The sequence below is a fragment of the Pseudomonas sp. Marseille-QA0892 genome (genome assembly GCF_054950135.1).
Genome location: NZ_CM143104.1, coordinates 1,810,399 through 1,827,354, shown reverse-complemented (window position 1 = coordinate 1,827,354; position 16,956 = coordinate 1,810,399). Strand labels below are relative to the sequence as shown.

At 57.2% G+C, this 16,956-nt stretch carries 21 protein-coding genes, 3 tRNA genes and 1 pseudogene; 14 read left to right on the top strand and 11 right to left on the bottom strand.

The genetic code is table 11. The features are described from left to right. Positions 1-3 precede the first annotated feature (3 nt). Positions 4-525, top strand: a complete 522-nt coding sequence (locus tag ACY8D3_RS08490; protein WP_462383320.1) for a hypothetical protein — start codon at positions 4-6, stop codon at positions 523-525. Beyond that, entirely contained in the window at positions 525-836 is a 312-nt protein-coding gene (locus ACY8D3_RS08485) for a hypothetical protein (RefSeq protein ID WP_462383319.1), read from the top strand. The genes ACY8D3_RS08490 and ACY8D3_RS08485 overlap by 1 nt, the downstream gene beginning before the upstream one ends. Before the next feature lies 1 nt (position 837). On the opposite strand, the gene ACY8D3_RS08480 is transcribed toward ACY8D3_RS08485, so the two are convergent. Beyond that, positions 838-1,401 carry a hypothetical protein gene (locus ACY8D3_RS08480; RefSeq protein WP_462383317.1) on the bottom strand — a complete coding sequence of 188 codons (564 nt, stop codon included), beginning with the start codon at positions 1,399-1,401 and terminating at the stop codon, positions 838-840. 90 nt (positions 1,402-1,491) lie between these two features. On the opposite strand from ACY8D3_RS08480, the gene ACY8D3_RS08475 reads away from it, so the two are divergent. From ACY8D3_RS08475 to ACY8D3_RS08465, 3 genes are read left to right on the top strand one after another with little or no spacing between them, the layout of a single operon-like run. Then, positions 1,492-1,668 carry a hypothetical protein gene (locus ACY8D3_RS08475; protein ID WP_462383316.1) on the top strand — a complete coding sequence of 59 codons (177 nt, stop codon included), beginning with the start codon at positions 1,492-1,494 and terminating at the stop codon, positions 1,666-1,668. 38 nt (positions 1,669-1,706) lie between these two features. Next, positions 1,707-1,889 carry a hypothetical protein gene (locus tag ACY8D3_RS08470; protein ID WP_462383314.1) on the top strand — a complete coding sequence of 61 codons (183 nt, stop codon included), beginning with the start codon at positions 1,707-1,709 and terminating at the stop codon, positions 1,887-1,889. 8 nt (positions 1,890-1,897) lie between these two features. After that, entirely contained in the window at positions 1,898-2,251 is a 354-nt protein-coding gene (locus ACY8D3_RS08465; protein WP_462383313.1) for a hypothetical protein, read from the top strand. Between the two features lie 232 nt (positions 2,252-2,483). On the opposite strand, the gene ACY8D3_RS08460 is transcribed toward ACY8D3_RS08465, so the two are convergent. Continuing rightward, complete coding sequence (locus tag ACY8D3_RS08460) at positions 2,484-2,798, bottom strand: hypothetical protein (protein ID WP_462383311.1); 315 nt, start codon at positions 2,796-2,798, stop codon at positions 2,484-2,486. Between the two features lie 188 nt (positions 2,799-2,986). On the opposite strand from ACY8D3_RS08460, the gene ACY8D3_RS08455 reads away from it, so the two are divergent. Then, positions 2,987-3,778: an adenine nucleotide alpha hydrolase family protein gene (locus ACY8D3_RS08455; RefSeq protein WP_462384302.1), complete on the top strand. Its 792-nt coding sequence runs from the start codon at positions 2,987-2,989 to the stop codon at positions 3,776-3,778. Positions 3,779-3,788: 10 nt separating this feature from the next. Here ACY8D3_RS08455 and ACY8D3_RS08450 read toward each other — a convergent pair whose 3' ends face one another. From ACY8D3_RS08450 to ACY8D3_RS08440, 3 genes are all read right to left on the bottom strand, one after another. Next, a complete protein-coding gene (locus ACY8D3_RS08450; RefSeq protein WP_462383309.1) occupies positions 3,789-5,144 on the bottom strand; it encodes an HNH endonuclease in 1,356 nt (451 codons plus the stop codon). Positions 5,145-5,683: 539 nt separating this feature from the next. Beyond that, entirely contained in the window at positions 5,684-6,199 is a 516-nt protein-coding gene (locus tag ACY8D3_RS08445) for a hypothetical protein (protein ID WP_462383307.1), read from the bottom strand. Between the two features lie 4 nt (positions 6,200-6,203). Then, positions 6,204-6,554, bottom strand: coding sequence for a hypothetical protein (locus ACY8D3_RS08440; protein ID WP_462383305.1), 351 nt, complete (start codon positions 6,552-6,554; stop codon positions 6,204-6,206). 127 nt (positions 6,555-6,681) lie between these two features. Here ACY8D3_RS08440 and ACY8D3_RS08435 point away from each other — a divergent pair. The 5 genes and pseudogenes from ACY8D3_RS08435 to ACY8D3_RS08415 form a co-directional block, all read left to right on the top strand. Beyond that, positions 6,682-7,166, top strand: a pseudogene (locus tag ACY8D3_RS08435) (DNA cytosine methyltransferase); the annotation flags it as partial. A gap of 378 nt (positions 7,167-7,544) precedes the next feature. Next, positions 7,545-8,153, top strand: a complete 609-nt coding sequence (locus tag ACY8D3_RS08430; RefSeq protein ID WP_462383304.1) for an HNH endonuclease — start codon at positions 7,545-7,547, stop codon at positions 8,151-8,153. A 290-nt stretch (positions 8,154-8,443) separates the two neighbouring features. Further along, a complete protein-coding gene (locus ACY8D3_RS08425; RefSeq protein ID WP_462383302.1) occupies positions 8,444-8,782 on the top strand; it encodes a hypothetical protein in 339 nt (112 codons plus the stop codon). A 162-nt stretch (positions 8,783-8,944) separates the two neighbouring features. Further along, entirely contained in the window at positions 8,945-9,268 is a 324-nt protein-coding gene (locus tag ACY8D3_RS08420) for a helix-turn-helix domain-containing protein (RefSeq protein WP_462383300.1), read from the top strand. Beyond that, entirely contained in the window at positions 9,154-10,251 is a 1,098-nt protein-coding gene (locus ACY8D3_RS08415) for a tyrosine-type recombinase/integrase (protein WP_462383298.1), read from the top strand. Before ACY8D3_RS08420 ends, ACY8D3_RS08415 begins: the two co-directional genes overlap by 115 nt. Before the next feature lie 8 nt (positions 10,252-10,259). Here the strand turns inward: ACY8D3_RS08415 and ACY8D3_RS08410 are convergent. The 3 genes from ACY8D3_RS08410 to ACY8D3_RS08400 form a co-directional block, all read right to left on the bottom strand. Beyond that, positions 10,260-10,344: transfer RNA gene (locus tag ACY8D3_RS08410), tRNA-Leu, on the bottom strand. Between the two features lie 53 nt (positions 10,345-10,397). Continuing rightward, positions 10,398-10,473, bottom strand: a tRNA-His gene (locus tag ACY8D3_RS08405). A gap of 25 nt (positions 10,474-10,498) precedes the next feature. Then, a tRNA-Arg gene (locus ACY8D3_RS08400) sits at positions 10,499-10,575 on the bottom strand. A 259-nt stretch (positions 10,576-10,834) separates the two neighbouring features. Here ACY8D3_RS08400 and folD point away from each other — a divergent pair. Next, positions 10,835-11,689 (top strand): bifunctional methylenetetrahydrofolate dehydrogenase/methenyltetrahydrofolate cyclohydrolase FolD, encoded by an 855-nt coding sequence (folD, locus tag ACY8D3_RS08395; RefSeq protein ID WP_462383296.1) that lies wholly within the window; start codon positions 10,835-10,837, stop codon positions 11,687-11,689. Between the two features lie 43 nt (positions 11,690-11,732). On the opposite strand, the gene ACY8D3_RS08390 is transcribed toward folD, so the two are convergent. The 3 genes from ACY8D3_RS08390 to ACY8D3_RS08380 form a co-directional block, all read right to left on the bottom strand. Further along, positions 11,733-12,680 (bottom strand): L,D-transpeptidase family protein, encoded by a 948-nt coding sequence (locus tag ACY8D3_RS08390; protein ID WP_462383294.1) that lies wholly within the window; start codon positions 12,678-12,680, stop codon positions 11,733-11,735. Between the two features lie 87 nt (positions 12,681-12,767). Next, the gene (locus ACY8D3_RS08385; RefSeq protein WP_462383292.1) at positions 12,768-13,055 is read right to left on the bottom strand and encodes a hypothetical protein; all 288 of its coding nucleotides are present in this window, start codon (positions 13,053-13,055) and stop codon (positions 12,768-12,770) included. Between the two features lie 82 nt (positions 13,056-13,137). Continuing rightward, entirely contained in the window at positions 13,138-13,749 is a 612-nt protein-coding gene (locus ACY8D3_RS08380) for an arylesterase (protein ID WP_462384301.1), read from the bottom strand. Between the two features lie 10 nt (positions 13,750-13,759). Between ACY8D3_RS08380 and ACY8D3_RS08375 the strand changes: the two genes are divergently transcribed. Together ACY8D3_RS08375 and ACY8D3_RS08370 are read left to right on the top strand one after the other, a co-directional pair. Next, positions 13,760-14,446: an ABC transporter ATP-binding protein gene (locus tag ACY8D3_RS08375; RefSeq protein WP_462383290.1), complete on the top strand. Its 687-nt coding sequence runs from the start codon at positions 13,760-13,762 to the stop codon at positions 14,444-14,446. Beyond that, complete coding sequence (locus ACY8D3_RS08370) at positions 14,443-16,938, top strand: ABC transporter permease (RefSeq protein WP_462383288.1); 2,496 nt, start codon at positions 14,443-14,445, stop codon at positions 16,936-16,938. Before ACY8D3_RS08375 ends, ACY8D3_RS08370 begins: the two co-directional genes overlap by 4 nt. The last annotated feature ends 18 nt before the right edge of the window (positions 16,939-16,956 follow it).

Here is a 16,956-nt window from a genome sequence, read left to right as displayed (position 1 = left end):
GCCATGACGGATCCAGCCATTCAGGCAGGCGTTAAGCGCCAGGCCGAGCTCGACGCAGCCAAAGCTGCATTCCTGGCCAAGGGCGGCATCATTCAGGTGGTACCAATAATCGTGCGCTCGCCTTCTCGCGCTGGTTACAACAACCAGCCGGCGGCATCCCCAGAGCCAGACAGCCCCGATCTAATCGACCGTGTGAAAGGCCTTATTGCGGCAGGTGGCGGCATCTATAGCATTGCCCGTCAGCTCAGCTGGGGTACGCCCCGTCTCAATGCCTTCCTGACCAGGAATGGGCTCAGGGTCCAGCACCAGCCGTACGCCGCTCGGCCTAGCGAAGAACAGCGGAAGCTTGCCGACCTCGCGCGGGTGATGCTGGAGAATGGGCAGACTCAGATATCAGTCGCATACGACCTGAAGATCTCGCGAGCATCGCTTCGCCGCCTGGTCACGAAATTCAATCTGCCGACCAAAGCCCGCAATCATGCACGCCGTACCCGCGAGAAACGCACCCTTCGGGAGGCCTGGTGATGGCGAAGACTCAGGCGGAACGCTCAGCTGCGACGGCGGCGAAGCGGAAGGCACGTGGCGAGGAAGAGCTGCGGATGCGCACCCTGCCCGGCACACGGCAATGCCTGGCAGACCTCATGCGGTGGCATGGGATCGAGGAACAGGGCGAGGCGATGACGCTGATGCTTCATCACCTGCATGCCTTGGGCCCCGAGGGATCGGCGCCCTACTTTACCAGCCCCCGCCACGAAACCAGCATATCGCTGAACGTGGAGCGAAAACTGATGCTGGCGTACCAGAAGGAAGCTCTGCGGGTTTCAGGCGAGGATTAACCTAATCAATGCCGTGTATTTCCTCCGCTGAAGGCCTGGGCGCAACCTCACTTGAAGCAACTTCCAGCTCTCGTAATGCGGTGATGCAAAAGTCAGAACCACGGCTGCACATGGAACCCCATCGCTCAACGTGTGCCGTCCGCTGCCCGCTGGACAAATCAGACCACATGATGCGGCTCAGTAAATCATTAACTTCCCCATGTAATGCCTCCGCTATTCCAAGTGCCATTGCTAGTCGGTTAGCGCAGTTACCAGGCAGCGGTGACAACGAGTGTAACTCGTCGTTGCTGATTAAAAGTGCATGGCCTCCGATTCTTGTCAGTCGCTCGGGAACCAAGTTGTCCGAGCCGCTATGTGCGTCAACATAGAAGGCCATGCCAGCATGAGTGAGTCGAAACTGATCAGAGAGAAACCGCACCTTTTCGATCAGTCTGGCGGCAGTTAACTGCGCTTTATGTTTATCAGCTTTGGCCTGTTTCCGATCGCTTTTCTGGGCGAGCCAAAGCGCCACAACAACGGCAGCGGCTGTGCTAATCGCCGAGCATGCTTCCCAAACATATTCCATACGCTTATCCAGCTGCCTACACGGCTCAAAATGATAGCCGCATAGCAAATCAACAACCTATCAGTTCGTGCCGCAAGGCTGGGAGGCGCTGTGCCTAACTTCTTCCCCAAGGGTGGCCGCTGCAAAGGCTGCGCAAAGCGCGCAGAGAACTGCAGCAGCCTCCCCTTCGATCGCATGCCCGTCCACCGCCGCGACGGCGCCGACGTGATCGTCATCTGCACCGAGTTCCGCCAGCTGAACCACGGCGCATCACTCAAGAAATACTAACTCGCCTTCGCGCCAATCCGGCGCTGGAGTACCGCACCGTGAAGATTCGCCACAACCAAGCCCTGACCCCTGGCGACGCCGAGAACATCCGGCGCCTGCATGAGTGGAAGAAGGCAGAGATCGAGCGCATCAACTCGATCGCGAGCGCCAAAGCCCTCGCATCCAAGTTCGGCGTGCACGTGCGGACGATTGAGAAAGTCCTGCACTACCAGACGCATTGAGGTGGCTCATGGCTAAAACCCAACAGCAAAGATCATCCGATTGCGCGGACCGCCGCAAGGCCCGAGGCGAGGAAGAGCTGCGCATGCGTACCCTGGCCGGTACCCGGCAATGCCTGGCCGACCTGATGCGGTGGCATGGCATCGAGGAACAGGGCGAGGCGATGACGTTGATGCTTCATCACCTACATGCCCTTGGACCGAAAGTATCGGCGTCCTACTTCGCCAGCCCGCGCCACGAAATCAGCATATCGCCGAACGTGGAGCGGAAACTGATGCTGGCGTATCAGCGCGAAGCAATGAAGGTCACTTCAGGCGATCCTTCAGAGTATGAAGGTAATCCACGGCTTCCGTCTTATTTGTAGTGCTATGCGGTCCATCCTCGCTCATCAACGAAGCGTGTGCATCTTCGAATACTCCGCTCGTGGATAACGTCATCTTGTGCCGCTTTAGCAGTGCAATAAGCATATGTTCTAGCGCATCTACCTGGGCTTGATTCGACATCTATCTCTCCTTGATCCGGCCCAATGCCGGACCCCAAGCATAGCCCGCAACGGGCAATCCACCACCCTTCAGTCCGATAGTGACCGAATCAAGCTATTCATAGCCGCCGTTGATGTTCGTGATCCGAGGATGCGCATCGCTTCTGAGATATACGCGCAGCTTCGTGCCGTTCTTACAGGTGATGACCGAATAGCCCTGCTTGTTTACGCCGGTCTGCTGGATAACTTCAGGGCAGTTCCAGCCATATGAATTCAGGGCGTGCCAAGCCAGATCCGCCTTTGACAGGTTGCGGCTTGTATTCGCCTTGAACTCATCTCTCGCGAATTCTGATTGATCGGCGCGGGTAGGTTCGGCAGCGAGATGCCCAGACAGAGCCATCGTCGCCAACGCTAAAAGTCCTTTCTTCATAAATGACCTCCGTTATCGATCCGGAAAATCTCCCACATATCGATTCGGTTATCCATCTCCCAATCACTTGTGCCGCAAGGCAGGGAGGCGCTGTGCCTGCTGTTTGCCAAATTCGCCCTGAGCGCTCTCCTTACCGGATCAACGGCAAGACAGTGCTCAGCTTTTCAGGAGGCCGCACCAGTGCCTACATGCTTCGCCAAGTACTCGACGCTAACGTGGATCACAGCGACTTACTGGTGCTATTTGCCAATACGGGCAAGGAGCACCCGGCCACCCTGATGTTTGTACAGAATTGCGCCGACCACTGGGGCGTGCCGATTACCTGGCTGGAGTACCGGGACAATGATGCCGGCTTCGCAATAGTCGACTACAACACTGCTAGCCGCCATGGTGAGCCGTTCGAAGCGGTAATTCGAAAGCGTAAGTACCTTCCAAATCCTGTAACTCGCTTCTGCACAGTCGAGCTGAAGATCCGCACGATGCACCGCTACCTGAAGGCCATTGGCTGGACAAACAGTGACGGTGAATGGGACCAGATGGTCGGCATACGCGCCGATGAACAGAGGCGTGTTGCGAAGATCCGAAATCGCGGCACGAGCACCGAAACCCCACGCGAGCACATGCGAATGCCGCTAGCAGACGCCGGGGTCACCGTTCATGAAGTTGGGCACTTTTGGGCTGCGCAGGATTTCAACCTTAACCTGACGACTGTTAATGGCCGCACGCTTGAGGGGAACTGCGACCTTTGCTTTCTCAAGCCGCTGAACCAGGTCTATTCAATCATTGCGTCGGATCAACGCAAAGGCGAATGGTGGGCGGCGCAAGAGGCCTCAACGGAGTCCACCGGAATGTTCGCCGGCGATGGCGCCCGCTTTCGAAAAGACAGGCCGAGCTACCAGCAGATGTTGAATTACGCAGAGCTGCAGACTGATCTGTTTGCAGAAGCTGACGAAGGTATTGGTTGCTTCTGCGGCGATTAGGCCTTACCAATCACTTCGCGTAGACGTCAGAGCGGTGATAAGCCAGGTAGCTCGCCTGTTGGCTGTTGAACGGCCCAACGTTTATCCCTGGCGCAATCCCCCAAGCGCTCAGCGCGACCTGCGCGTCAGGTTTGGCTACGAGGGCACCGGCATCCGTGAAGGTAATCCATCCGCGATCGAACAGCTTATCGATATGGGGCGCCAGCATAAGCCCATTGTTCCCATCAAGCCGCTCGGCATTATCGCAGTCCTTCCACGGCTTTATATGGCTGGCGATTAGGAAGCGCTCATCAGCTAGGCCTGTCACTCGGCACTTATGCTCAATCCGAAGAACCGCGGATCGAAATCTTCCCTGCCCTATTCGAGCCTCAACCAATTGTTGCTTTGTGGTCGCTGATATAGACGAATCTTGGAGCAGCTGCTTTTGTGCTAACTCCTCTGCTTGAAAAGCCTCGAGCTCCGCAGACAGGGAGCCTCCCTCGACAACATTGCGCCCGGCCAGGCCGAGAAGTAGTTCGCCTAGATCTTGAGAGATACCGGCGAGATAACAGCCCTGGTTACCGTTTCCATCAGGACGGATGGGCGCATGCTTCTCTGGAAGCAGAGGAGCGATAGCAGAAATATGCTCCTTAGGTATCAGCGGGTGATCTAGCTGAGTCCATTCAATAGCAACTCGCCACCCGAGATCATCCCAATTCTCGCCGGCCGAGCCGAATTGAGGCTTCGCCGCCTCATGCGCCCGAGCAGTAACACGCCCGATTGCACGGATTTTGGTTGCTGCGTAGGAAAAGACGATGTCACCAGGTTCAACAACTAAGAGGTTTTCGTAGGTTTGGTTCCGTCTACCGTTTGCATTCTTTTTTGGAGACCAGATATATCCGCCCTCCAGCTCAGAGCGGGACGTCTGCTTGTGGTTAACCCACCAATATTTATTGCCTGAAAGCTCAATTGCACCCGAAAGGGCCGCCTCGATCTTAGTTGCAGTCGACTCGGCGAGCTTCTCGACGCCATGGTGGGGTACGCGCTGGTCACCAACAGATATGGGCAGCGCATCGCGGACTAGCTTTACCGTTTTTACCCAATCGACCTTCAGCCAATGCCGGTGTCCGCTACCTGTGTGGGCTGGTACTTCGGCGTCGGAAACAAGCTGATAGTTGAACGGTGTCGATACCATTCCAATGCCAAGATATCCGGCATCATTCGCATACGCGATGACCATGTCTCCCGGCGCCAGCGTCCGCATCTTAGCTTCGCCTGCGTCCCCTGCTTCATTGCGGTAGCCGAGCGTTACGACCCCTTCGGTAAGCATCCAGTCCCAAAGGTTCTGCGTCCAAGGGCTACCAATATTGAAGAGATGGTACTGCATCGTCGCTCCCTGACATTTCGTGGCCAGCGATCATGCCAGCCGCCCCTTTTTCTCACAACAATTTAGCGCGCCTTCGCGCCACCCCGACGCAGGAGTACCCCATGACCATCTATTGCCGCGGCACTCAGGAGTTGAGCGCATGAGCTACGCCGACACTATCCCGACTTTAAAAGGACGAATCAAATAAGCATAGGGAGTAAGGCGGTAGAGACGGCCGCCGGGGATGAGGTGGCGGTAACTTGATACGGCGCAATGAACGAGACGGGAACACGTCTGCGGCGCTGGGACGCCCTAATCATGGTCAGTCCTACCGAAGACAATTACTAAAACGTCCCCCTCATGAGCGTCAGCCAGCAGGAAGTAATTCTGCACGCTGTACTAGCCGACAAGTAGTCTAATTCCTACCCCACGCTGGTGACCCGTCGGATAGCTACTGCCTTGACATACGAACAATTGGAAGGGCTTCTGCGATGGCCAACCCTGTTGACCGAAGCAGGCGGAGTAATCATCTACGGCGTCGTACAGTATGGCGAGCTTCACTAAGGCTTATGATCTTTTCTACGGCTATCAAGAAGGCGCTCAATAGCTTCAACCTGCTCCTTCGCAATTTTATTCAACTCACTTATTTTCTCGTTGGCTCGATTAGAAGACCCTAAAACAGGATTACCGCGGCCATCAATTAGGCCGCTCGATTCCGGTAGTGGCTTTCTGTTTGCCACGATCGACGCTTGTCTCGCAAGATCTTGAAGTATTTCCTGGTCAATTCTTACACGGGCGTCTGCTTCTATATCGAACCCATTGGCCCTAATGGATATCTTCGTAGGCTCCGCATCACGTAGATCAACATCTTTACGCGAAAGAAACCAGCCCAGGGCCGAAAATGCTATACAACCAAGACCCACATATAAAGGGATCGTCCAATTTGGCTTATCGTACCATATAAAGATAAATGAAGTGATAAGACTTGCGACTCCTCCAGTCAGCAAGACTACCAGATACGCCTGACTTCCCTCTGGCTTCACCCGGACTTTAAAAAGTCCATTTATAGACTTCATCATTTCATCCCTGATTGGCGATGGTCACCGTGCCATCTTGATTCCATATTGGGTCAAAAATTGGCGGAAGCCCACCCCTACTGTATTGCCGCTGCCAATTATAAGCCTTTACAACCTTAGCCAACTTCTCTCCGAGCACAAACTGCGTACTGGGATCGAGAAAACAGTTAAGCAATGTGAATTCAAGTGTATCGACAAATAATACACATCTATCAAATCGGCACGACTTAAAAATCCATCCATCCAATTTAACATTTTGACCATTGAACCATTGGCTAACAACCGTAATATTGGATCCAGCGAACGTACTACCGTGATGAGTTGGAAACTGGTTTTCTACGTATGGATTATTCATATCATATTTCCTTTGCAGTAATTCGCCCTTATTACATCGCACTGAGGGATAGTTATCGCAGGGCTAGCGATATCTGTGGACCTCAGCATAGCTGATAAGTAAACCATAATCTCAGGAGGAGCTAGTCATGATTGCACTGCTGCAGCGGAATTCGCTCGATTTCAAAACACAGTACGGTCTCGGCTTCACCCGCCAGAACGACGAAATCATCGTGGACTTCTTCTGGTACGGTGGCGGGGCCGGTACCGGCCTTGAGATAGGCCTGGACCGGCCGGTGGCGCAGTCACTAAGAACCACAGTGCCGCGGCGATCAGCATGCACACCGCAAACCACCCCGCCGCCCGCCACTTCACCACCGACGTGTTCGACGGCGAGTCCGGACGTCGAATGCACTAGCCGTCCGATGGGACCGCTCCACATTCGTCCAGATTGCACGCACCACAGCCAAGCCGCCGGTGGCTAGCCCCGAAACGGGAGATTCGAAGCCTGTCCTAGATCGGGCTGAAGTGGGCCGGCAAGGAGTGCCCCCTAGTGATCACCCTGGAGAACGTAAAGCAGATCCTGCAGTGGGGCCCGCTGATTGCCAAGCGCTGCAAGGCGACGGGTCGCGTGACGAACGCTTAACCTGCTGCCTGCACCACGAAACGGACTTTGTCCGGGCAACGCCGAAGTTGTTATCAATTTGTCCCTACCCATGGATGACCTGCGTCCTATACATTCGCATGCCTTTAGGGATGACTTAGGCGCGCAATGGAACCTCTGAACCAAACATCGCTTTATCCCACATTCGAAATCGGCCAGACCTACCGCCGCCAGCCGGACATACACATTCCGTATGGCGGGAGCTGGCAAAGCGGTATCTCGAGCTCGGCGAAGACACCCGCGGTATTCCTATTTACAGGGGATTCAGGCGAATAATATGGCTACCGGGATCATTTCAACGATTTAGGTACCGAGCTCACCTACACCGGTGAGGGCCAAGTTGGCGATATGACGATGACCGGAGGCAGCCTTGCGATAGCGGAGCATGCTAAGCGAGGGAAGGCACTGCACCTGTTCAGGTCGCTGGGCAAAGGCAAAGGTCATCTGTATCTAGGGGAGTTCGCCTGCGCTGGATGGGCGAAGCGCACTAGCCCTGACCGAGTCGGCAATAATCGAGAAACTATTAGCTTCCTCCTCGTCAGGGTTGAAGCGATACCGGAGCTTAGCGTTGAACCAGAGGTGCAAGGCGCAATGCCTTTGCTTGAGGCCCGTTTAGCCGCAGTTGAAGCGGCAAGCCCTTCCAATACCGCAGACCCTGCTCAGTCGCAGCGGACCATATACAAGCGCAGCGAAGCTGTTCGGCGTTACGTTCTTATGAGAGCTAACGGGATCTGCGAGAGCTGCGGAGCACCAGCGCCGTTCCAACGCGCAGATTGGTCGCCGTATCTTGAGCCCCACCATATAAACAGGATTTCGGACGGCGGCCTAGATCATCCGAACTTCGTTGGAGCGGTGTGCCCCGCGTGTCATCGAGAGGTTCATTTCGGATCTGAGGGCACGCAAAAGAACGACAGGTTAAGGGCCCATATCGAACATCTTGAACGATCGCACTGGTAGGTCCTGCCGTCATCGCGTGACGGTCCCGTTTCTGCTGTAGGGCATAAGGGCGCTCGCAATGCCTCACACAGTCGCCATACTAGGGTCATAGCGCCAAATGCAGAGACAGACAATGACCATAGTTGCCGTTTCAATGTTCTGCACCGCCGTCTACTGCTTCATCAGCAAGCAATTCCAGCTCGCGGCTATGTTCGCCGCGGTAGCAACTGTCTTTATGTTCATGGGCTAAGCCCCTCCCCAGCCCCTCCCCCACACTTATGACCCTGCCGGATGGCGGGTGAGGATTTGCTATGCCTGCAAAAACGTCGATCAAGTTCAGTGACGAGATGCTTGGCGCATTACTGGCCGGACACAAGACGGTCACGCAGCGCCTTATCAAGCCACAGCCTGTCAGCACCGAAGAATACCTGCGCGAGCGTGGCGCTTGGGTTGAAGGGATCACCCTTTCGGACCACCTCAACAATGCATGGCGAGCTAGCTTCATCGACGGAGCATGCCCGTACGGAAAGATTGGAGACCGATTGAAGGTTGGTGCTCCAGGCATAGAGGCAGCGATTGAGATCGAAGATGTGCGCATTGAGCAGCTGCAGATGATCACTATCGCAGATCGAGAAGAAAGGGTTGGCTGAGTTCATCTATGACTTGAGACCCGTCACGCTGGCATTGCCCGCCTTCGAAGAGCTTTGGGACTCGATTTATGGAGCCGGTTCATGGGCAGCGAACCCATGGGTCTGGGTCATTGATTTCAAGTGCATCGCATAACCGCCGCCAGCCGGCAGAGGATCTATCCCATGTCACTCATCACCGTCATGGAGGCGGCGGCGCTGCTCGGTATCGGGCGCACCAAGGCCTACCAATTGGCGAAGGACGGCGTATTGCCCGTCAATCGCGCCTTTGGCCCCGTGCGGGTACACCGCGAAGCCCTGATCCGGATGATCGATGAGGGCATCCCTGATACCTTCGCCGGCGCGGGCGGCGTACATACAGAGGAACCACGTGTATGCCGTACAAGAGAGAAGGCTCCGCCTATTGGTGGATCAGCTACAAGAAGTCAGATGGCAAGTACGTTAGACGCTCTGCTGGAACGTCCGACTACGAAGCAGCCAAGGCCATAGAGCAGCAGGAACGGGCTCAGGCCTGGAGGGAAAAGGAACTGGGCGCCAATCCGTCCAGGACCTTCGAAGAAGTGGTGATCGAATACCTGCGCCACGCCTGCCAGCATCAGCGCAGTTACCAGACCACACAGTACAGAGTGAAAGCATTACGGGCCCATTTTGCGGGAACCGTGATGAATGATCTAGCGGGAAAGGATGTGAGGGAGTACGCCCAGTCGAGGCTGGACGCGGGATCGTCGCAGGCCACGGTCAATCGTGAGCTCGCAGCGCTGTCAGCGGCCATCAACTGGTGCAACAAGGAAAAGGAGTGGCAGCTACCGAATCCGGTAAAGGGAAGGACGTTCAGGGAATCGGAGGGACGTGTTCGCTGGATCAACCGGGCCGAGGTGGAAGCCTTGTGCCGGGCAGCGAGAAGTCAGCGTCACGGGGCCATGCTCGAGGATTTCATCCGATTAGCGGTGAATACCGGCTGTCGGAAAGAGGAAATGCTAGGGCTGGAATGGAGGCGGGTCGACCTGCATAACCGCTTGGTCGTGCTCGAGGGTGAGCATACGAAGGCCGGGAAGCGACGAAGCATTCCATTGAATGAAGGCGCGGTTGCTGCACTGAAGAGCCGAATGGCCTTTCGTGCTGAGCACTGCCCTACTACGCCATGGGTGTTTGCCCGAGCATCAGGAGACCGAGCGACGAGTATCAGGGCCGGCTTTGAATCAGCGTGCGAACAGGCAGGGATTGAGAACTTCCGAATCCATGACCTGCGACACACGTGTGCGGCCTGGCTTGTAACGGCTGGAGTGCCGTTGATCGAAGTGAGGGAGTTGCTGGGCCATTCGACTGTGCAGATGACAGAAAAATACGCCCATTTGGCACCTGCCAGGGTCAGAAGCGCCGTCGCGTTCCTCGATAACCCCGTGTCACATTCTCGCTACAGTGAAAATCCAGTGCAGCAAGAGGGAGGTGCCCTAAGGCTCGTAAAGCCTTGATTTTAAAGTGGTGCGGATGAAGAGACTCGAACTCTTACGCCTCGCGGCGCTGGAACCTAAATCCAGTGTGTCTACCAATTCCACCACATCCGCGTGGTAACTCTGAAACGAAAACGCCAGGCATTGCCTGGCGCGTTCGAGATATATGGGGTGGACGATGGGAATCGAACCCACGACACCAGGAGCCACAATCCTGTGCTCTACCAACTGAGCTACGCCCACCATATAACGCTTGCACCGGCCGTATTGGCACGCCCGGCAGGACTCGAACCTGCGACCATCCGCTTAGAAGGCGGATGCTCTATCCAGCTGAGCTACGGGCGCCTTGAACCTTCACCCTTCCGGACTCAGACCCTACGACGCAGAAGAAGGACTCAAGCCCTGCTTCGCCGCTGTCAGGCTGTGCTCGACAAGCGGGGCGCATGTTATAGAGGGACCTACTACCCGTCAATGGTCTTTTGAAAAAAAATTCAATTTATTAAAGGAGTTAGCTCTGGCGGCGCTGGGGACAGCTTTGCCCTCCTCTATGTACATGAGAGAATGCGCGCCCTCTTTATCGTCCGCAAATGGTTTCAACCGTCTCATGACCGCCAAATTGATCGATGGTAAAACGATCGCATCGACACTCAGGCAGCAGATCGCCGGCCGGGTTGCGCAGCGACTCGAACAAGGACTGCGGGCTCCAGGCCTCGCGGTAATCCTTGTCGGCAATGATCCTGCCTCGGAAGTCTACGTTGCGCATAAGCGCAAGGATTGCGAGGAAGTAAACTTCGCCTCCCGCGCCTATGACCTTCCGGCCGACACGACGCAAGATGCGTTGCTATCACTGATCGAAGAACTCAACGAAGACGACGCGGTCGACGGTATCCTGGTCCAGTTGCCACTGCCTGCGCATCTCGATGCATCGCTGCTGCTTGAGCGCATTCGCCCTGATAAGGACGTTGATGGCTTCCACCCCTACAACATCGGCCGGCTCGCTCAGCGCATGCCCTTGCTACGCCCCTGTACACCGAAAGGCATCATGACCTTGCTGGAAAGCACGGGCGTGGACCTATATGGCCTTGACGCCACCGTTGTAGGTGCGTCCAACATCGTCGGACGGCCTATGGCGCTTGAGTTGTTGCTCGCCGGATGTACCGTCACCACCACGCACCGTTTCACACGCTCGCTCGAAGATCACGTCAAACGATCGGACCTGGTCGTAGTGGCAGCCGGGAAGCCAGGCCTGGTCAAAGGCGAATGGATCAAGCCAGGCGCAATCGTGATCGACGTCGGCATCAACAGACAGGCCGATGGTCGACTGGTAGGCGATGTTGAATATGACGCCGCATTCCAGCGGGCGAGCTGGATCACACCCGTCCCGGGCGGTGTAGGCCCGATGACGCGTGCTTGCTTGTTGGAAAATACGCTCTACGCGGCCGAGCATCTGCACGCGTAGTTACAGCGCGCTGGTGGCGGGCACGCGCCCGTCACCGAGGGTCTCAGTGGCCCGCCACAGTCTGCGGTGCTATCGATATCTCTACCGGAAGCCCGTCCTGGGCTTCCACGATTGCTTTCACGGCATCCCAGTCCATTTGCAAGTTCGCTGCAGCGAATTCGTCATTCTGAAGCAGCGCATTCACGACGGCTGCGTGGCGATCGATGGTAGTCGGTGCACCGTCTTCATTCAACGGCGCATGGGCCTCCAGATATAGATGTCCGCCCGACATTCCAAACTTGTACGGCTCATTGATGATGCGGACCTTGGTGCCGACTGGGGCCAGGTCAGCAAGCTCGAGCAGATTGTTGTTCAACATACGGAAACAGCCATGGCTGACCTGCATACCGATGCCGAACTTCTTGTTCGAACCATGAATGAGGTACCCAGGCATTCCGAGGCTGAATTTGAAGGGACCGAGCGGATTATCCGGGCCGGGTGGCACTACCTTGGGCAATGGGTCGCCATCTGCAGCATGCTCAGCCCGGATGGATTCCGGTGGATACCACGCCGGATTGGCTGTTTTGGCGGTCACCGTCGTCGTACCAATAGGTGAACCCCATCCTTCGCGGCCAATGCCCAACGGATAGGTGTACACCACGTTTTTGCCTTTCGGGAAGTAATAGAGTCGATACTCAGCGATGTTGATCACGATCCCTTCCCGCGGCCCTGGCGGCAGGATATAGCGCGTTGGTAGCACCACGTCAGTTCCCGCGCCTGGCAGCCAAGCATCGACCCCTGGATTGGCTGCAACAATCTCGGTAAATCCAAGATCGTTCGCTTCTGCCAGATCAGCGAACGTATCTTCATAACGCGTCTGGACGACCTGGACCTGCCCTACGATGTCCTCACCCGGAGGTGGCAACGGAAGTTCAAGCGCCTGCGCAGGCGCGGCAGCACAGGTTGCCGTCAGCGCGATAAAGCGTGTGATTGCGGGAAAGCGAAGCCCCATTGCGAACAACCTTCACGAGTAGAAGCGAACGCCGGAAGTGTACACCGACCACGCGCGGCGCCGGGAGTGGCACGCATTGAGGCAACTTCAGGACTTCATCCGGCGCCACCCTGGCCGGTCCTCACGCCGTGCACGGCCGAGTGCTTCCCTGCAAAGCGGGCAGAGAAAGGGGTTGGACAGGGTTTCCATGGCGAGCTCTCGCATGCTGGGGTTGGCCGGTAACAACCCTCCGCAGAGTGTCCGATCGACATCGCTATCCAGCTCCAGCTGCCGGCCGATCAGATGCACGCGGACCTCCTGACAAGCGAAGAGGTCAAGCTGTTCATCAGGCTCGATGAGGCGATAGGCATCGAGCGACCAGGTGAGGCGCGGCATGGGTGGCTCCCAGATTTGGGGGCGCGACATTAGCCTAAAGCGGGTCGATAAAAAAGCGTCTGATGGCGCTTCGCCGGTGTTTTTACTGAAGTAAAGGCACGAGCGCAGGCCAGACGTTTTCCAGCAGCCTTGGTTGCGCTGCGGCATTCGGATGTATGCCATCGGGCTGCATCATGCCTTCGACCGCCCCTACCCCGTCGAGCATGAACGGAACGATTGCGACGTTCTGTTCAGCAGACACATCACGGAACGTCTGAGCGAACGCTTGGGTATAACGCTGGCCATAATTAGGCGGAAGCTGCATACCTAATATCAACACGCGCGCCCCGGCAGACTGTGCAGCTTCCGTCATTGCGGTAAGGTTCTGTTTCAATTGCTCGGGTGGCTGGCCTCTTAATCCATCATTGCCTCCCAGCTCAATCACGACGACCTCCGGCTTGTGGCGATCGAGCAACCCCGGAAGCCTCGTCAACCCGCCTGCCGACGTGTCTCCGCTGATTGATGCGTTCACTACATCGAAGGAAGGATCGTGTCTTTTCAGGCGCTGCTGTAAGAGGCTTACCCAGCCCTGCGCCGTATTGAGTCCAAAACCGGCGCTGATACTATCACCGACGATCAGCACCGTGCCGGCAAGCGCGCCCGGTGCCTGCAAAAGCAGCATCAGCGCAAACGCTCCTATCCCAAAACGACGCATTCGGATCCCCATGAATTCAACCATCTTGTCTGCCCATGACCTTAGCAAAGTGGTTCCGAGCGCGGAAGGTGACCTCACAATCCTTGACCACGTTTCATTTTCTCTCGCGAGGGGCGCCACACTGGCCATCGTCGGTAGTTCCGGCTCCGGCAAATCCACGTTACTTGGGCTACTTGCCGGGCTTGACACTGCCTCGTCCGGGGACGTGTATCTGGCAGGACATGCCCTTTCAAAGCTCGACGAAGACGGCCGTGCCCGTTTGCGCGCAGAACACGTAGGCTTCGTCTTCCAGTCGTTCCAGCTGCTGGACCACCTCTCTGCGCTCGAAAACGTGATGTTGCCGCTGGAGCTTCACGGTGATGTGTCCGCCCGCGAGAAGGCCGTTGCCTTGCTTGAGCGCGTCGGGCTCGGCCACCGGCTTCGTCATCCCCCTCGATTGCTTTCAGGCGGTGAACAGCAACGCGTGGCCATCGCACGCGCGTTTGCCGCCGAGCCCGACATCCTGTTTGCCGACGAACCTACGGGCAATCTCGATACGCGCACAGGGCAAACGGTCAGTGACCTGATATTCGATCTGAATGCCGAACGAGGGACTACGCTCGTTCTCGTCACGCACGATCTGCGCCTGGCCGAGCGCTGTTCCGAATCCATCGAGCTGGAAATGGGCCGAATGGTCGCAACCGAGATGACGCGATGAATCGGCTACGCCTGCTCGGCCTGATGCGGCTTTCGCTCACTCATGCATTCCGCGAAGCGCGCGCGGGTGAGGTACGGGTGCTCTTCATGGCGATAGTGATCGCCGTTGCTGTCAGCTGTGCCATCGGCTACTTCGGTGCACGCCTGAATGGCGCGATGGCGCTTCGTGCCACCGAGTTTCTCGGCGCTGACCTGGTTCTGGAAGGAAGCGCGCCGGCGACAGCCGAGCAAGTCGAAGCCGGCAGGGCTCGAGGGTTGGATCACGCAACCGCGATTGAATTTGGCAGCGTCATTGCGACGGACGATGCGATACAACTGGCTTCGGTGAAGGCCGTCAATGAAGCCTACCCGCTGCGCGGTCAGCTTCGGAGTCGAGCCTCTTCGGAAGGCGCAGAACTCGTTGGTGGAGTACCTGGGCCGGGTGAGGCCTGGGCCGAATCCAGATTATTGGCGGCCTTGTCTATCGATATTGGCGCAACGATCGATATCGGAGCCCGAACCCTTCGGGTCAGCAGGATCCTTACCGACGAACCCGACCGCGGCCGGAACCTTTACAGTCTTAACCCGCACGTCGTCGTCAATTTAGACGATCTCGAATCCACTCGCATCGTCCAGCCCGGAAGTCGCGTTCGCTATCGCGACCTCTGGCGAGGCGCTCCGGACCAGCTAGATGCTTACAGGCTATCGGTGGACGGCACTCTACGCGCCGACCAGCGCGTCGAAGGTGTACGGGAGGGCAACCGGCAACTGGGCAACGCCTTGCAGCGGGCCGAGCGTTATCTGAACCTTGCAAGCCTCGCTGCTGTATTACTCGCAGGGGTAGCGGCAGCACTCTCTGCGAATCGGTATGCAGCACGAAGGCTTGATAGCGGGGCCCTGCTCCGCTGCATGGGCATGTCCCGCCGCCAGCTGGCCCTGTTCCACGGTGTACAGTTACTGACGATCGGACTGCTTGCCAGTATTACGGGCGCAGCTTTGGGGTGGGTCATTCAGTTGGGGCTGTTCGGTCTGCTAAAAGGCCTACTTCCGCCGGATCTGCCCTTTGGTGGCATAGCCCCCGCGATCGCAGGCATGGCCACAGGCTTGACCGCACTGGCGGGGTTTGCATTGCCGCCCCTACTGACGCTCAGCAAGGTGCCGCCAATACGCGTTCTACGACGCGATACGCTGCCTACGCCCGCTGGAATACTCGCGGTCTATGGCACGGCATTCCTGGCGCTTGGCATAATCATGTGGCGCCTGAGCCTGGACGTCCGCCTAACGCTTGGGCTGCTTGCCGGGGGAGCTATCGCAGCGCTTGTAACAGGTGCGCTACTGCTTATTGTCCTTAGAACCATCCGCGAACTACTGACAAAAGCGCCGCTGCACTGGCGGCTTGGCTTCGGCCAGTTGTTGCGCCAGCCTGGAATGGCGATCGGTCAAATTTTGGCATTCGGTTTCATCTTCTTCTCGATGGGTCTCATCGGCCTGCTACGCGGCGAGCTGCTGGATGACTGGCAAGCACAGCTGCCGGTGGATGCCCCCAATCATTTCGCGCTGAACATCATGCCGCATGAGCGAGACGCCTTCGAGAAGGAGATCAACGCGATTTCCAGTAGGGCCGCGCCGCTCTATCCGATGGTGGCCGGCCGGTTGATCAAGGTAAAAGGGGAACCGGTTGAAGGGCTCTTCGAAGAAGACTCTCGCGGAGAACGCGCCACACGGCGCGACCTGAACCTCACCTGGTCTGAGGCGCTTCCGCAGGACAACACGATTACGCAGGGCGAGTGGTGGCAGGAGGACAATGGAAGAGGCGTTTCGCTGGAAGAAGGGCTCGCGCAGGGGCTCGGCGTAGTCGTCGGTGATGTACTCACGTTCGATATCGGCGGCGCACAATACGAGGTGGAGGTATCGAGCCTGAGATCGGTAGATTGGAACAACTTTCAGCCTAACTTCTTCGTCATCTTTAGACCTGGCAGCCTCACGGATGTGCCCGTGACCTATCTTACGAGCTTTTATGTACCGGAGCAGGAAGAGCGATCCATCATCGAGCTCGCCCGGCACTATCCTACGGTTTCCATCCTCCCCGTCACTGCTTTACTGGCGCAGTTGCGCGGTATCCTTGAACAGGTAAGCCTCGCCATCGAGTGCGTGCTCCTGTTCGTATTGGCCGCTGGGATGTCTGTACTGTTCGCAGCCTTGCAATCCACGATCGACGACCGCATCCGGCAGGACGGGCTGCTCCGTGCCCTGGGCGCCGAACGTGTGCTGCTGCGCCGGGCCCGGCGCAGCGAGTTCGTCGTGCTGGGCGCCGCCAGTGGCGCACTGGCCGCTTTGGCGTGCGAGCTGGCCAGCTATCTGCTTTATCGACATGTTCTCGAACTCGCCTGGGCGCCCCACCCCTGGCTGGCCGTTCTGCCGATCGTGGCTGCAATCCTGATAACATCCGCCGGTTTGTTCGGAACGCGTCGCGCTGTTCGAGCATCGCCCTTGCAAGTCCTCCGAGGCGGCTGATGGAAGTGGTTGCTGGCA

Coding starts and splice junctions, on each gene's coding strand:
- ACY8D3_RS08490 (WP_462383320.1), top strand. CDS start 4: ATGACGGATCCAGCCATTCAGGCAGGCGTTAAGCGCCAGGCCGAGCTC.
- ACY8D3_RS08485 (WP_462383319.1), top strand. CDS start 525: ATGGCGAAGACTCAGGCGGAACGCTCAGCTGCGACGGCGGCGAAGCGG.
- ACY8D3_RS08480 (WP_462383317.1), bottom strand. CDS start 1,401: ATGGAATATGTTTGGGAAGCATGCTCGGCGATTAGCACAGCCGCTGCC.
- ACY8D3_RS08465 (WP_462383313.1), top strand. CDS start 1,898: ATGGCTAAAACCCAACAGCAAAGATCATCCGATTGCGCGGACCGCCGC.
- ACY8D3_RS08460 (WP_462383311.1), bottom strand. CDS start 2,798: ATGAAGAAAGGACTTTTAGCGTTGGCGACGATGGCTCTGTCTGGGCAT.
- ACY8D3_RS08455 (WP_462384302.1), top strand. CDS start 2,987: ATGCTTCGCCAAGTACTCGACGCTAACGTGGATCACAGCGACTTACTG.
- ACY8D3_RS08450 (WP_462383309.1), bottom strand. CDS start 5,144: ATGCAGTACCATCTCTTCAATATTGGTAGCCCTTGGACGCAGAACCTT.
- ACY8D3_RS08445 (WP_462383307.1), bottom strand. CDS start 6,199: ATGAAGTCTATAAATGGACTTTTTAAAGTCCGGGTGAAGCCAGAGGGA.
- ACY8D3_RS08440 (WP_462383305.1), bottom strand. CDS start 6,554: ATGAATAATCCATACGTAGAAAACCAGTTTCCAACTCATCACGGTAGT.
- ACY8D3_RS08430 (WP_462383304.1), top strand. CDS start 7,545: ATGACGATGACCGGAGGCAGCCTTGCGATAGCGGAGCATGCTAAGCGA.
- ACY8D3_RS08425 (WP_462383302.1), top strand. CDS start 8,444: ATGCCTGCAAAAACGTCGATCAAGTTCAGTGACGAGATGCTTGGCGCA.
- ACY8D3_RS08420 (WP_462383300.1), top strand. CDS start 8,945: ATGTCACTCATCACCGTCATGGAGGCGGCGGCGCTGCTCGGTATCGGG.
- ACY8D3_RS08415 (WP_462383298.1), top strand. CDS start 9,154: ATGCCGTACAAGAGAGAAGGCTCCGCCTATTGGTGGATCAGCTACAAG.
- folD (WP_462383296.1), top strand. CDS start 10,835: ATGACCGCCAAATTGATCGATGGTAAAACGATCGCATCGACACTCAGG.
- ACY8D3_RS08390 (WP_462383294.1), bottom strand. CDS start 12,680: ATGGGGCTTCGCTTTCCCGCAATCACACGCTTTATCGCGCTGACGGCA.
- ACY8D3_RS08385 (WP_462383292.1), bottom strand. CDS start 13,055: ATGCCGCGCCTCACCTGGTCGCTCGATGCCTATCGCCTCATCGAGCCT.
- ACY8D3_RS08380 (WP_462384301.1), bottom strand. CDS start 13,749: ATGCGTCGTTTTGGGATAGGAGCGTTTGCGCTGATGCTGCTTTTGCAG.
- ACY8D3_RS08375 (WP_462383290.1), top strand. CDS start 13,760: ATGAATTCAACCATCTTGTCTGCCCATGACCTTAGCAAAGTGGTTCCG.
- ACY8D3_RS08370 (WP_462383288.1), top strand. CDS start 14,443: ATGAATCGGCTACGCCTGCTCGGCCTGATGCGGCTTTCGCTCACTCAT.